A 12,741-nucleotide genomic window follows, 5' to 3' on the forward strand; every position below is an offset into this window, starting at 1 on the left:
GTCTGGGAACGACCACGAGCTGACCCCGTACGAAAACCCGCCGGTCCACAACACACTCCCATCCGACGAAAATGTCAGGGCCATCTCGGGCCCCACCCGCCCGCCCACCGTCCATTTGGGTTGAATCTCCAAGACCGGCGGGGGCGGTGTGCCTTCAAGCCGGGCCGTACCGCCCACCCAACTGCACGCCAGAACGCAAAGGCCCTTAACCACGGCAGCCGTCTGCCGCTTCAGCCGGGCCCATCGATCCGAAGTTATCCCGGGACGCCGCATCTTCCCCTCTGTTGCCCACCTGGACTCAGCCCCTTCGCGCATCGCCACGGTTTCTGAGTGATCCGTACGTTTGCGTCATGACCAGGGAGACCGTGCCAGAACTTTCCCCAAAGTCCTGACCGACCCCGGCCTCACCTTGTATCCCTTCTACCCGTGGGCGCAGGCCAGGACAAACACAAACGCCCGGACGCGAACTCGGGCGGGTCGGGCCCTCGGGCAACCATCGCGTTGCCACCTCGGCCCGCAGCCGACCCCATTGAAGTTCCCAGCCTTTGGATCGGACTTCAAAGTCGCACCAGGCACCCTCCTACAAGCTCGCATCCGGCCCCGTGACCGAGGCGCAGAGGGCGAGAGGCCGGAACCTGACGACCTCGTGGCATGCGACCGGCTGAGGAATCGTCTTAACCTCGAGCAGCAGAAGGAGACCTTGTAGCTCCGGTTCACAGCGTCCGCGCCACGATTGCTTTCCGGTCCCGATCCCACCCAAAGCCTCCGGAACAAGCCGCAACCATGGATCGTCCGGGTCGGAGATTCACTGCCCGGACGGAACCACTTGGCCAACCCAGGGTTCCGGGTGGGCTCCAGCGGAACTCCCGCGCGGTGCCGATGCGGTAGCCCTCTTACACCCGTCAGGCAGCCGGGGTGTGGAAGTATTGCTCGCGCAACGGGCGGAGGTAACGGTCGCTCAGGGTGGTCAGAATCTCGCGGGCCAGGGTGAACTGCTCGGCCAGACGTTCCAGGACCGTACGGGGAACGTGAGGCTCGGCCTGTTGTGCGGCCAGGCGGTAAAAGTATCGGCCTTCTCGTTCGTAATCGGCCAGCGTTCGTCGATCCCGAAGCCGATGCCGGACGCCCTGCCAGAGGCGCGTCAAGTGGTCCGGGAAAACCCCGCTCAAGAAGAGCGCGATATCGCCGATCCGCCGATACAGGCGTGGGCGCCATTCCGGTGCGACCATGTGGCACAGGGCCACCATGTCGTCGAGGTCCAGGTCACTGAACCTGCGTTTGCGCCAAAAGCCGCGTTCTTTCCAGTACACCGTGCCGCTGCGGGTACGCACGAAGGAGCAGAGCAGGTCCACCAGGTAATCAAACACGCCGGGTTCATCCAACAGGCTCCGCGCCTGTGCACCGGCAAACACCGGCAAGCGGTAACCGCCCTCCCGTTCGATGACGATCCCCTGTTCCTCCAGGTCGCGCCGCAGCCGCCGCAACAGGAGGGTGAAGAGGAGACGCGGGCTGATCCGCGCCAGCCATTCCTTCTCGTTCTGCAGGCGCTGAACCAGGCGCGGATCGTCCAGCAAGGGTGCCACCAGATCAGGTTTGTCCCGGACCAGCTCGACGATCCGGTCGTGGTCCTGTCGGGTGGTGACCACCGTCTCAATCACAAACTTCAGGTCTGTGTCGCTCCACTGCATGGCTGGGTACCGACTCCCCGGCACGTCTTCGCCCTGACCTTATCACGAAGGGGCGACCGCGGCAACCGGACGACGTGCGTGCCATCACGCCGGACCGCGTCGGACCTGCGAAGTGCCGGCTTTCCACCGTTGTCTTCCGCATCCATGCTGGAGACATGTTGGATCCACAAACCACCCTGGTGGCGTTGATTGATGTGCAGGAACGACTCGCCCGGGTCATGGCAGACCAGGAGGCGCTGATCACCAACCTGCGGCGGTTGATTCAGGGCGCGCAACATCTGGGGTTGCCCGTGGTCTGGGCCGAGCAGAACCCCACCCGACTGGGTCTGACGGTGCCGGAATTGCGGTCGCTGCTGGTGGGGCAGCAACCGGTTACGAAAATGACCTTCAATTGCTGGGCCGACCCCGCGTTCCGAAAGGCGATCGAGGCGACCGGACGTCGGCAGGTCCTGTTGGCCGGGATTGAGACGCATGTGTGCATCTATCAGACCGCCGTGGCGTTGCTGCAGGCAGGGTACGAGGTGGAGGTGGTGGCCGACGCGGTTTCATCGCGCTCGGCCGAGCACCGGCAACTGGCCCTGACCAAGTTATCCCTGCTGGGCGCGCGACCCACCTGCGTGGAGATGGCGTTGTTTGAGTTGCTGCAGACGGCGGAGTCGCCGGCGTTCAAGGCGATCCTGGCCCTGGTGAAATGACATGCACCATGCGTCGGGCCGGTTGGGCAACGTCGGCCCGGGAGAGCTCGCCACGGGCCGAACCCATGCCCGACTCATCCTCCCAACACCGCACCACCGGCTTGCAAAGTCGCCTCCGGCAAAAGCTCCCGCAACGGGCAGGTGTCGCAGGCGGGTTGTCGGGTCCGACAGTGGTGTTTGCCGATCATGACGAGTTGAGCGTGGTAATCCTGCCAATAATCGAGTCGGGCGGCGCCGTGTTTGTGGCCGAGGGCCTGTTGGCAGAGCGTCTGGAGTGCATCGTAACCGAGCGCGGGCGGAACCGGGTGAGGTAGCGGCAGTGGCCGGCGCGGAATTTCCGAAGCGGGACGGTCGCCCGGTTCGGCATGGGCACGGACCCAAACCGGACTGCCGCGGTACCATCCGTGCCGGGCAAAAATCCGGCGGGTGTACGCGTCCACGACGAAGACCGCATGGCCGCCGGCATACAACAACATGCTGTCGGCGGTTTCCGGTCCCACACCGGGAATTCGGAGAAGCCGGGCCCGGACCTGCGCGGTGGGGCCGGCCCAGAGCCGCTCCAGCTCACCGCCGCACTCTTCCACCACCACCTGCAAGAACGCCCGCAGCCGACGGGCTTTGACCCGGAAATACCCTGCCGGCCGGAGCAGTTCGGCCAAGGTTTCCTCCGGCAGTGCGTAGAGGCGGCGCGGGTCCAGCAGGCCCGCGCCTTTGAGGTTGGCGAGGGCGCGTTCGACGTTGGTCCAGGCCGTGTTCTGGGTGAGGATGGCGCCCACGCACACCTCGAACGGGGTATCGGCCGGCCACCAGTGCTGGTGACCGAACCGGGCCCGCGCCCGGCGATACACCTCCCGCAGGTCGCGGATGATGGAACGTGGCGGTGCCTCCGGAGAGGCCGGTTGGGTCAGGCCCACGGTTTGCCGTTGGCACGTGTCCCGCACAGGTGGACGCGGATTCCGAGGGCGGCGGCCATGCTGGCCTTGGTCAGAAGGGCCAGGTCGGCCGAGTCGGCATCCTGCGCGTAGGCGACCTGGATGTGGTTGGATTTGTGTCGGGCCATCATCTGGTCGCGGGTAATGCCGTAGGTGACGGCGTGCATTATGGGCCATTGGGGTGTGGTGGCCTGCCAGCGCCGCTCGGTCTCGCTCCGGGGCAGTTCCACGACCTTGGCGCGGCCGAGGTCCATGTGCAGGGCGTCGTCGGCGATGTAGATGCGTGACCAGACGATTTCGCCGGGTTTGGAGATGCCGCGCAGGGTACTACCGCCCTTCGGGAAGTACATGGGCGGCTGACGGAAACCCTCGGCGCCCTTCCAACCGCCAATGAAATGGGCCGGCGGCGCGGCCCCGCTGATTTCGAAGACCCAGACGTAATCCTGCACGGTGCCGGACCGGTCCCGGTCGCCCCACCGGACGTCGTGCAGGGTGGTTTCCACCGGCTGGGACAACGCGGCATGCACGCGGGCGGTCATCAGGCCGTCCAGGCCCGCACACTCGTCCACCTCGTTGAAATGCACCAGCGGTCGGCCCGGGAACAACACCCGGCGACCGTCGCGGGACCGGACCGGCGGGCGCTGGGTGTTATTGAGGGTGCCCTCGACCAGGTCGCTGGCCGGCAGGAGATCCTTCAGCCCCTGCTGGTATTGAATGCCGATGGCGTCGCAGCCGAAATCGTCGGCGATCCGGAGCGCGGCAATGTACATCTTGCACTGCCAGAGGATCTGGTTGTCGGTGAGGTCGGTCGCCTCGTCCGGACCGGTGTGGAACTTCATGCCACGTTTTTCCATCCAGTCCCGGACCGCCCGCGCTTCCTCGTCCGTAACCTGCAGCGTTTCGTAGTAGAGGGCCGACTGGCTGAGCCGTTCCTTGAACACGCCGGTGGCATGCAATAGATCGTCGGGGATGATGGCGTTGAACATCCCCATGCAACCCTCGTCGAAGACGCCCAGGATCGCCTTGTTCCGCATCAGCTCCGAAGCCAGTTGTTCGCCCACGCGGCGTGCCCGGGAGGGCACTTTGACCCGATCCCATTCCACCACGTGCGATGTGTCGTGCTGGCAGGAACCGGTGGTCAGCCAGTCACGCAATCGTTTGCGGAAGTATTCGTCCTGGAAATCCTCGCTCCAGAGGGTGGAATACCGAATGCCGGCCTTGGTGAGCGACCCGTTGAGGTTCAGCATCCCGACCAGGCCGGGCCATTGGCCGGACCAGTTGGCCACGGTCAGGATCGGGCCGCGGTGCGTGGTCAGACCCGGAAAAACATGGTGCGAGTACTGCCACACCGCCTCGGCCACGATGAGGGGCAGGTCGGGGTCAATCTGCCGGAACACCTCCAACCCCTCCCGCTGAGAGGCGATAAAACCGTGTTTCAGGCGCGGTTTGTAGGGATGGCCCCGAACCACGCGGAAGCCCTCGGCCTCGATGGCCGCTGTCAGGGCCTTTTCCATGGCCGCCTGCGCGGGCCAGCAAACCTGGTTGGCCGACAGCCGCAGGTCGCCACTGGCCACCAGAACCACCGTTCGCGAGCCCTGTTTCGAGTTTCCTCCACCTTGCGTCGCTTTCGTTTTCATGGTGCGTGTTGGAATGTCTGCACGGTTGATGTCCTCGGATTCCGGCACCTCATCAGGGCAGCGGGTCACCGCCGCGCTCCACGTTGGAGCGATCGAACACCCGCGAGCCCAAAACGATCCGTTTCGGAACCGGTTCCCCACGGAGGATCCGCAGCGCGGTTTCCACGGCCTCGCTGCCGCCCGTGGGGTATTGAAACGTGGCGTCCAGGATCCCCTGCCTCACGTAGGCCACCCCTTCCTGCGGCAGGGCATCAATCCCGACAAATAGCATTTCCTTTTCCCGGCCCGCAGCCCGTGCCGCCAACCAGGCGCCGTGTGCACCGGGGTCATTGTGCGCATACACCAGGTCAATCTTTGGAAACCTGGCCAGGGCCGATTCCATCTCGCGTCGTGCCTCGGGTTCCAACCACTTCATGTCCGCCTCAAAAATCACCTCGATGTCCGTGCCGGCGATGGCCTCGCGAAAGCCCCGATGCCGGTCCTGGGCCGGGATGGACGTCATCAGCCCCTTCAATTCCACCCGCCCGACCGCGCCCGCCCAGACGCCGCTTGATCCATTCGCCCGCGGCACGGCCGATCTTGACGTTGTCGGCACCGATGAAGCGGGTGAACCGCTCTCCGAGCACCGCCCGATCCAACACAATCACCGGGATGCCGGCATCCAGGGCGCGTGCGACCGGTTCGGTCAGCGGCGCGGCCTCCTTGGGACTGATGATCAGCAGGTCCACCCGGGCATTGATGAACTCCTCCACATGCGCCCGCTGGCGGAGGGTGTCGTTTTGCGCGTCCTTGAAGATCACGCGCAGTTCCGGATGCCGGGCCGCCGCCGCCCGGATGTCCGCGTTCATTCGCACCCGCCACGGCTCGCCCAGGTTGCACTGGCTCATGCCTATGGTGAACACGCGCGGTCCGCCGTCCTGCCGGGCCGGTGCGGGCCCACCCGAGGGACGCTCGCAACCCGCCAGCCCCAGCAGCACCGCTGCTGTGGCCAGTGCCCAACCAACGGGAATCATCAGGCGCGGTTTCATGGGTGCGACGCCGGACAAGGACCGGCCGGGCGCCGGGCGCGGACCGATTCAACTTCTCCGCATGCCCTGAGTCAACACCGCAAGCACGATGATCACGCCCATCAACATCAGGCGTCCCGCCTCCGGCACCGCATTGATGCTGAGGATCTTTTCCAGGTACCCCACCGTGAGCACGCCCAACAAAGTACGACCCATGCCCCCTTCCCCACCGCTCAGCCGCGTGCCTCCCATCACCACCATGGCAATCGCGATGAGTTCATACCCCGCGCCCGTTTCCGGATCCCCCTGCTGCTCCTGGGCCGCCTGACAAAGCCCGGCCACGGCCGCCAGCAGTCCGCTCCCCACGTACGCCGCCATCTTCATCCGGGCCACCGGCACGCCGGATCGCCGGGCGGCCTCTTCGTTGCCCCCGATCGCCATCCACCACCGACCCCACGCATGCCGGGTCAACAGCCACCCGCACACCAGCGCACAAAACAGAAACACCAGTGTCACCACCGAAACGTTTCCCCCCAGGACCCGCGTATCAATCCACCGGAACAACGCCGGCACGTCCACGTAACGAAATGTACCGTCCGGCAACGGCACCGCCGTGGACACTTTCATCCCGCCCGAGGACCATTTGGCCAGGCCGCGCGCAAACACCATCGTGGCCAACGTGGCAATAAACGGTTGCAAACCCAGGCGCGCGGCAAGCAGGCCGTTGACCAAACCCACGGCACCGCCCACGGTCAAACCGATCAACACCACACCCCACGCCGGCCACCCCGCATGTATGGCCAGCCGCGCCGTCACCACCGCCACCAGGGCCAGCACACTCCCCACCGACAGATCAATTCCGCCGCTGACAATCACCACGGTCAGACCGCAGGCCAGGATGCCGTAAACGGATGTTTGCCGGAGGGCGTCCCGGTGAGTGCCCCATTGGTAAAACGCACCATCGGCGGGAAACAACAAACCCAGCACCAGTACCAGGGCCAGGGCCAGCCAGGCTCGCGATGCCGGGGACCGCCACCACGAGCCGGATCGGTTCCAGCCGATCTTCCGGCGTGGAGACAACTCCGCCGACACTGGTCGTTGTTCACTCACACCTCGTGCGCGTCACGGGCGTATGGCCGTCCCCGGTTGAACCGGATGCCCTGCCGGGTGGGCCACTACCGTCCCCCCGGCCGTTCATACCGGGTTTGCGGACCCCGGCCCGGCCCGGCCGCTCCGCGTCCCTCGGTTGCTACTTCGTTTCTGCCTGACCGGTACCGCCCGCCCGGTAATGAAGGACCTTCACCTTTTCCAGCGTGACCAGCCCGCCCTGCATCATCGGTTCCAGGACCGGCAGGAAGGACCGGATTTTCTCCTCCGTGTCCACGATCTCGATGACCACGGGCAGGTCCATGGACAATCGCAGGATCTTGGCCGTGTGCAGCCGGCTCGATTTGCCAAATCCCATGGGCCCCCGCAGCACGGTCGCCCCGGCCAGGTGCATTTCCCGGGCCTTCAACACAATCGCCTCGTACAACGGTCGGTGGTCCCACCGATCACTCTCGCCCACGAAAATCCGCACCAGAACAGAGTCCTCGGGCAGTTGCATAACCTCAGCTCCTTAACGTTTGCGTCCACAGACCCAACCAATGCCCCAGCCACACCCCCACCATGCAGAGCACAACCGACAACCCCACGTTGGCCAGCCCTGCCAACCACTGACCGTCCTGAAGCAGGTTCAAGGTCTGGAGACTGAACGACGAGAACGTGGTGTACCCCCCGCAGACTCCGAGAATCAAAAACTGCCGCACCTCCGGCGTCGCCCACCAACGGCCCTCCGGGGCAAACAGCCCGGCCAGGAAGCCCACGACGATGCATCCGGTGACGTTGACTACCAACGTGCCCCAAGGAAAGGTCTCACCCACGCGCTCCGCCACCCAACCGGAAATCCACCAACGGAGCAGCGCCCCCAAACCTCCCCCCACAAAAACACACAGCAACTGAACCATAACCGTTCCGGCACCAGCATAGTCCCACACCGCAGCCCGTGCAGCCACGGATTCGGTCGGTAAGCGCAGATCGCAACCCGGGGCCCGGAGCCGAGACGGGGGAACCAGCCGGGGCGCCCTGGCGCCGACCGGGTGGGCAGGGACACCGCTCTGCGACCTACCTCAACGCCAATGCCGCAGTTCGATCCGCGTCGGCCCCTGCACACGTACCACAAGCCGGCCACCCGATTCCTCGAAGTCCCGTCCCCACCGAACTTCCACCGGCACGCCGTCCCTTCGGACCTCCGGCAGGCGTTGGCAGCCGTTGATCAGGATCCAGCACGGTTCCTTCGGCCATGGCTCCACGCGCAACACCAAATGGTCGGCCTCGTTGACCTCCACCCGGACCGTCCCCGGCACATGCAGCCTCAACCCGGCAGACCGCACCACGCACCGGCTGTAGGCCAGGGGAGCTTCATAGGCGCGAATCGCCGGCAAAAGGACCGTGGCCGGGTTGATGGCCGGTCCGTCCCGGCGCTGTTCCCTCAGCAGGTAAAAGTCCGGCAACAACCCGCCGCGGGCCCGGTCATCGGCCGGCCAGGTCTGTTGCACGCCGGACCAACTGATCCCACGGGCCAGACGCGCCCAGGGCCCCTGCGGATCGTGTTCGGCCAGCTCCCACAACGCATCCGCGTAAACCAGGCCACACCACTGCACGGGCCGACCCAGCCACACCGGTGCCCGCCAACCGGTGGCGCCCAAAACCGGGATCGTCGCGTACAATCCCACCGGACCCGGCACCGGCCGGGTCAGATATACAAACGGCACGCCGGTCCACGCCCAGTAGCGCGCCCGGTCCAGCCACCGCTGCTCCCCGGTGAGCTCATACCCGCGGACAAAGGCGCGAACCAGATGCGCAGCCGCCAGAATGTCGGGTGTGTGCAGCGGTATCTCCCAGGTCTGGGCACCGCGCGGAACGCCGTTCTGAAACTTCCGGTCCAACACCTCCAGCTTTTCCAAGCCCGCCGCGATCAGGTCCGGTTCCCCCGTCCAGAGCGCGGCTTCCAACACCGCCGCCACCCGCTCCGCCATGAACCCGCTGGCTTCCCGGGAGAAATGGGTCCGCGCGAAGTCAGGTCCGCCGGGCCGGGGCTTGTACAGCAGCGAACCGTCCGGCTCAAACTCGCCCAGAGCGGCCCGCGCCAGCTCGGCCGCGCTCCGTGCCTCGGCCAATCCATCGCCAAACACGAGCGCCGGCACCGGCCAGCGGATGTGCCCCACCTGCTGTTGATTGCGCCGGCCTGCGGGCACGCGCGCCACCGCCGCCCGGGCCGTTTCAATCAGCCGCCGTGCCAGGGCCGGATCTTCCACCCGGCCCGCCAGCCAGAGCATCGTCCAGGCCGCATCAGCCGCCGGTTGCGGCCCAAACCCCGGCCAGACGGCATGTCGGAACAGGTCGCCCTGCCGAATGTCCGAATCGAGCCACCCACGCGCCGCCAACCGAAAATAGTCGCGGGCCGAAAGTCCCGGGTCGGGCAACGCCGGCCAGCCCATCAACCGCAACGCATGTTGCACCGCCGGCACCACCGTGCTGCCCTCGCCGCCGAGAATCCAACCCCGCCACTCCAGCGTTTGCCCCGCGGCGAGTCGCACCGGCCCATGTGGCAACAGATTGGACTCGTCCCGGAGCCTGCCGTCGGACCCTGGAAAGATCCAGCCCATCAGGTGGCCCCCGCTCCGAAACAGCCGGTCCGGCGAGTCAAACACAGCGGCCACCTCGTCACCGGCACGCTCCCACAACACCCCCACGTACCGGTCCCGCGCCACCAATACGCTCAGCGGCAGCGTCAGTTTCGCCGTGTCGGGCACCTGGCGGTTCGACGCCGGCGGCAACAGGTCCGCCGTGGAGCTGCTGGGTTCGTCCTCCAAATACTCCAACCCGGCAAACAACGCCTGCTGCTTGTTCGTGCCCGCGTCCCCCGGCCCCGCCACCAACCAGAACAGCGGCAGATGCAACACCTCGCGGTCCTGATCGCAGCCCACCCGCACCACCACTCGAAAACTCCCCTCGTCCGAGCCCTGAAACGCCTGTTCCAACGTCCACTGCCCGCCATCCGGATCCCGCAGCCGGGCACGGACCCGAACCGTACGGCCGGACTCCATCCACACCTCGGCGCCCCCGGTCGCCGCAGACGACCCGGACCCGCCCGACTGCGAAGGCCCTCCCCTCCCGTCCCACGAAATCCATCGCACCGCGTCGCCCCGTTGGTACCCCAGCCATGCGTGAGGATGCCCCCGCGCCATTCGTACACCCCCCACCTGCAGATCGAAATCGCCGGGGCCGGCCCGGCCGTGCCGCAAAGCCATCCGACCGGCCGAAATTTCCACCACCGGCGCGGCCAACTGCGGTTCTGCGGGCACGGGCCATGCCGGCGGCTGCGGGACCCGCCGCTCGATAACGGTCAAATGCTCCAACACACAACGCCCACCTGTGCCCGGTGGATCAAATCGCAGCCGTGTGTCCGGAGACAACGGCGGCAATGGCAGACGCGCTTCGTACCATTGCCCGGCCGGCACATCAAAACGGACCGAATCCTCCTCCCGCGGCTGATCACGGAAATGAAAGATCTGCGCCGTGCCACCCTGTTCCGACCACAACCGCAACTCCAGCCAAACCGGTAAAATCCCCGGCAGGCCGAGCCGGGGGCCGCCGCAATAGGGGTCCCCGCCCGTGATCCGCAGTTCCATCCCCTCCGCCGTGGCCCGCAACGGTGCCAAATCATGCCAGGGTTCCCACTCCCGCACCGTCCACTCCTCGCGAAAATCGAATCGCCGCTGCCACAGCTCGGCGCCCACCCCCGTCCCGGCCGCCAACCACCCAATCGCAGCCACCAACACACCCAAATGACCCGGTACCCTGATGGATGCTGACACGAAGGCCGCACCCGCGCCCGGTCGCAAACCCCGAATCGCACCAGGCTCATCCCGCATTTCCGACAGTTTCATGACGAACCCTCCCCCGACCCAAGCTCCAACGGCCTGGTCATCGCTTCGCGCAGCCGCGCCAGCACCTCCGACTCGGCACAAGTCCACGTGGCGCGCGTCTGCAGGTCACGAACCTGTGCCCGGACGGTCCCGGATTCGTCGCGAACCAACTGGACCACAAACCGCACCCCCGCGTCGCGCGCCCGTTTAAACTGCTTGTCCGGCTTCTCCGGCCCCAGGGGATGGTCCACTTCAAGGTCGGCGTCCCGGAGTTGTTGCACCAGCCGCACGGTCGGGGCCTGCAGCGAGGCGTCTTCCACCAGACAGAAGACCTGCACCCGGGCCGGTGCCGCCGGCGCCAAACCGCGCGCCCGGATCAGTTCCGCCAACACAACGTCTCCCATGCCAAAGCCCAGGGCCGGCAGGTCCACCCGTCCCCCGCTGATCAAACGGATCAGATGATCGTACCGGCCACCACCGGCAATGGCCCGGAACTGACCCTGCCGATCAAACGCCTCGAACACAATCCCGGTGTAATAGGCCAGGCCGCGGATGACCCGGTAATCAATCGCCACAAACCCATCCAGGCCGCGCGTGCGAAGGTTTTCCATCACCGCATGCAGCTCGGCCGTGGGCGGCGAGGTTCGCAAAAATGCCTCCACCTTGTCCCACGAAATCCCCAGTTCGGCCAGTTTGCGTTCGGTCTCCTCCCGGGGCACGCGTTCCAGTTTGTCGATGGCCTGATAAAAGGCGTACTCCCGTGCAGGGTCCGCAGCCGACGCAGGAACCTGCTGCCGGTAGAATTCCTGCCACGCCTGCCGGCTGCTCACACGCACCACCACATCCGCCGGACCAAACCCGAACGCCCGCAACGTGTCCACCAGTAGCGCAATCACCTCGGCGTCCGCCGCCGGATCCGCCTCGCCGACAATGTCCGCGTTGAACTGAAAATGTTCACGCAGCCGACCCTTCTGCTGGCGCTCATAACGGAACAACTGCGGGATGGCGAACCATTTGAGGGGTTTCTTGTACTGGCGCGCCTGCGCCGCCACCATGCGCGCCAGCGTGGGGGTCATCTCCGGCCGCAGCGCCACCTCGCGTTCCCCCTTGTCCACGAAATGATAGAGCTGCTGCACGATTTCCTCACCGCTCTTGATCTTGTAGAGCTCCAGCGGCTCCAGCGGCGGACCGTCGTACTCGACGAATCCGTACCGACGCGCCACCCGCCGCCAGGTCCGATGAATGTAATCGCGCAGGCTGGCGCTCCAGGCCAACGCGTCCCCGGAAGGGACCGGATCCGGATAAAAATCGCGAAATCCCGGCAATCGTTCCATAGTGCCCGAACAGATTAAGCGCTGACTCCCCTTACTAAAGCCGAAAACCACGGACCCGGCCTTCAAAGATTTGCGCCAAAAAGATCACCTGGTCGCCCGGCTGAGCCAACGGCCTCGACCGGTGCTTTCGACCCGGGCGCGGCCCTGGCACAGGAACGACAACGCGCACGTGGAGCTGCGCAACCGGACGCGGGTGCAGGAACACGTCGGCTACGAACGCTACGACAACCCCGAGGTCACCCCGCTGATCAACGCCCTGTGCGCCGGCGCGCTGGGGCAGTTGATCAACCACTTCCTGCCCAACCCTCAAGCTGGAGCCGAAGCAACGGCGGGGCCGGCGCCTGGCACAGCAAAATGGGCCGGCGCAGACGCCCTCGGCGCGGGTGCTGGCGGCGGCGGAAGTCAGCGCGGAAGCCAAGGCCCGCCTGCAAGCCCTTCAACCTACGCTGAACCCCATCCCGCTGGCTCGGGACATCGA

General features: G+C 66.0%; 12 protein-coding genes. 1 reads left to right on the top strand and 11 read right to left on the bottom strand.

All coding sequences use genetic code 11. The features are described 5' to 3' along the window. Positions 1-213, bottom strand: a 213-nt coding sequence (locus G4L39_RS14525; RefSeq protein ID WP_205880695.1) for a hypothetical protein, incomplete at its 3' end; no start/stop codon positions are given. Positions 214-902: 689 nt separating this feature from the next. Further along, positions 903-1,688, bottom strand: coding sequence for a hypothetical protein (locus G4L39_RS01475; protein ID WP_165105378.1), 786 nt, complete (start codon positions 1,686-1,688; stop codon positions 903-905). Between the two features lie 155 nt (positions 1,689-1,843). Here G4L39_RS01475 and G4L39_RS01480 point away from each other — a divergent pair, with 155 nt between their 5' ends. Continuing rightward, the gene (locus G4L39_RS01480; protein WP_165105379.1) at positions 1,844-2,383 is read left to right on the top strand and encodes a hydrolase; all 540 of its coding nucleotides are present in this window, start codon (positions 1,844-1,846) and stop codon (positions 2,381-2,383) included. Between the two features lie 74 nt (positions 2,384-2,457). Here G4L39_RS01480 and G4L39_RS01485 read toward each other — a convergent pair whose 3' ends face one another. The 9 genes from G4L39_RS01485 to hisS all read right to left on the bottom strand — a co-directional run bounded on the left by G4L39_RS01485 (position 2,458) and on the right by hisS (position 12,263). Then, positions 2,458-3,297, bottom strand: coding sequence for a hypothetical protein (locus G4L39_RS01485; protein ID WP_205880696.1), 840 nt, complete (start codon positions 3,295-3,297; stop codon positions 2,458-2,460). After that, on the bottom strand, positions 3,288-4,952 hold the full coding sequence (locus G4L39_RS01490; RefSeq protein ID WP_165105380.1) for an L-fucose/L-arabinose isomerase family protein: 1,665 nt from the start codon (positions 4,950-4,952) through the stop codon (positions 3,288-3,290). The genes G4L39_RS01485 and G4L39_RS01490 overlap by 10 nt, the downstream gene beginning before the upstream one ends. A 52-nt stretch (positions 4,953-5,004) precedes the next feature. Further along, complete coding sequence (locus G4L39_RS14530) at positions 5,005-5,454, bottom strand: substrate-binding domain-containing protein (RefSeq protein WP_205880697.1); 450 nt, start codon at positions 5,452-5,454, stop codon at positions 5,005-5,007. Continuing rightward, a complete protein-coding gene (locus tag G4L39_RS14535; protein WP_205880698.1) occupies positions 5,375-5,980 on the bottom strand; it encodes a substrate-binding domain-containing protein in 606 nt (201 codons plus the stop codon). The genes G4L39_RS14530 and G4L39_RS14535 overlap by 80 nt, the downstream gene beginning before the upstream one ends. A gap of 48 nt (positions 5,981-6,028) precedes the next feature. Beyond that, positions 6,029-7,051 carry an ABC transporter permease subunit gene (locus G4L39_RS01500; RefSeq protein WP_205880699.1) on the bottom strand — a complete coding sequence of 341 codons (1,023 nt, stop codon included), beginning with the start codon at positions 7,049-7,051 and terminating at the stop codon, positions 6,029-6,031. Positions 7,052-7,208: 157 nt separating this feature from the next. Continuing rightward, entirely contained in the window at positions 7,209-7,565 is a 357-nt protein-coding gene (locus tag G4L39_RS01505; protein ID WP_165105381.1) for a DUF190 domain-containing protein, read from the bottom strand. A gap of 4 nt (positions 7,566-7,569) precedes the next feature. Further along, the gene (crcB, locus tag G4L39_RS01510; protein ID WP_165105382.1) at positions 7,570-7,965 is read right to left on the bottom strand and encodes a fluoride efflux transporter CrcB; all 396 of its coding nucleotides are present in this window, start codon (positions 7,963-7,965) and stop codon (positions 7,570-7,572) included. A gap of 162 nt (positions 7,966-8,127) precedes the next feature. After that, positions 8,128-10,950, bottom strand: a complete 2,823-nt coding sequence (locus tag G4L39_RS01515) for a hypothetical protein (RefSeq protein WP_165105384.1) — start codon at positions 10,948-10,950, stop codon at positions 8,128-8,130. After that, positions 10,947-12,263 (bottom strand): histidine--tRNA ligase, encoded by a 1,317-nt coding sequence (gene hisS, locus G4L39_RS01520; RefSeq protein WP_165105385.1) that lies wholly within the window; start codon positions 12,261-12,263, stop codon positions 10,947-10,949. The genes G4L39_RS01515 and hisS overlap by 4 nt, the downstream gene beginning before the upstream one ends. Positions 12,264-12,741: the final 478 nt, after the last annotated feature.

Origin of the sequence: Limisphaera ngatamarikiensis, from assembly GCF_011044775.1 — a bacterium.
Taxonomy (GTDB): Bacteria; Verrucomicrobiota; Verrucomicrobiia; order Limisphaerales; family Limisphaeraceae; genus Limisphaera; species Limisphaera ngatamarikiensis.

Bases quoted from the DNA above. Each gene is read 5' to 3' on its own strand.
- G4L39_RS01490 (WP_165105380.1), bottom strand. From the start codon at position 4,952: ATGAAAACGAAAGCGACGCAAGGTGGAGGAAACTCGAAACAGGGCTCG.
- G4L39_RS14535 (WP_205880698.1), bottom strand. From the start codon at position 5,980: ATGAAACCGCGCCTGATGATTCCCGTTGGTTGGGCACTGGCCACAGCA.
- G4L39_RS01515 (WP_165105384.1), bottom strand. From the start codon at position 10,950: ATGAAACTGTCGGAAATGCGGGATGAGCCTGGTGCGATTCGGGGTTTG.
- G4L39_RS01475 (WP_165105378.1), bottom strand. From the start codon at position 1,688: ATGCAGTGGAGCGACACAGACCTGAAGTTTGTGATTGAGACGGTGGTC.
- G4L39_RS14530 (WP_205880697.1), bottom strand. From the start codon at position 5,454: ATGACGTCCATCCCGGCCCAGGACCGGCATCGGGGCTTTCGCGAGGCC.
- crcB (WP_165105382.1), bottom strand. From the start codon at position 7,965: ATGGTTCAGTTGCTGTGTGTTTTTGTGGGGGGAGGTTTGGGGGCGCTG.
- hisS (WP_165105385.1), bottom strand. From the start codon at position 12,263: ATGGAACGATTGCCGGGATTTCGCGATTTTTATCCGGATCCGGTCCCT.
- G4L39_RS01480 (WP_165105379.1), top strand. From the start codon at position 1,844: ATGTTGGATCCACAAACCACCCTGGTGGCGTTGATTGATGTGCAGGAA.
- G4L39_RS01505 (WP_165105381.1), bottom strand. From the start codon at position 7,565: ATGCAACTGCCCGAGGACTCTGTTCTGGTGCGGATTTTCGTGGGCGAG.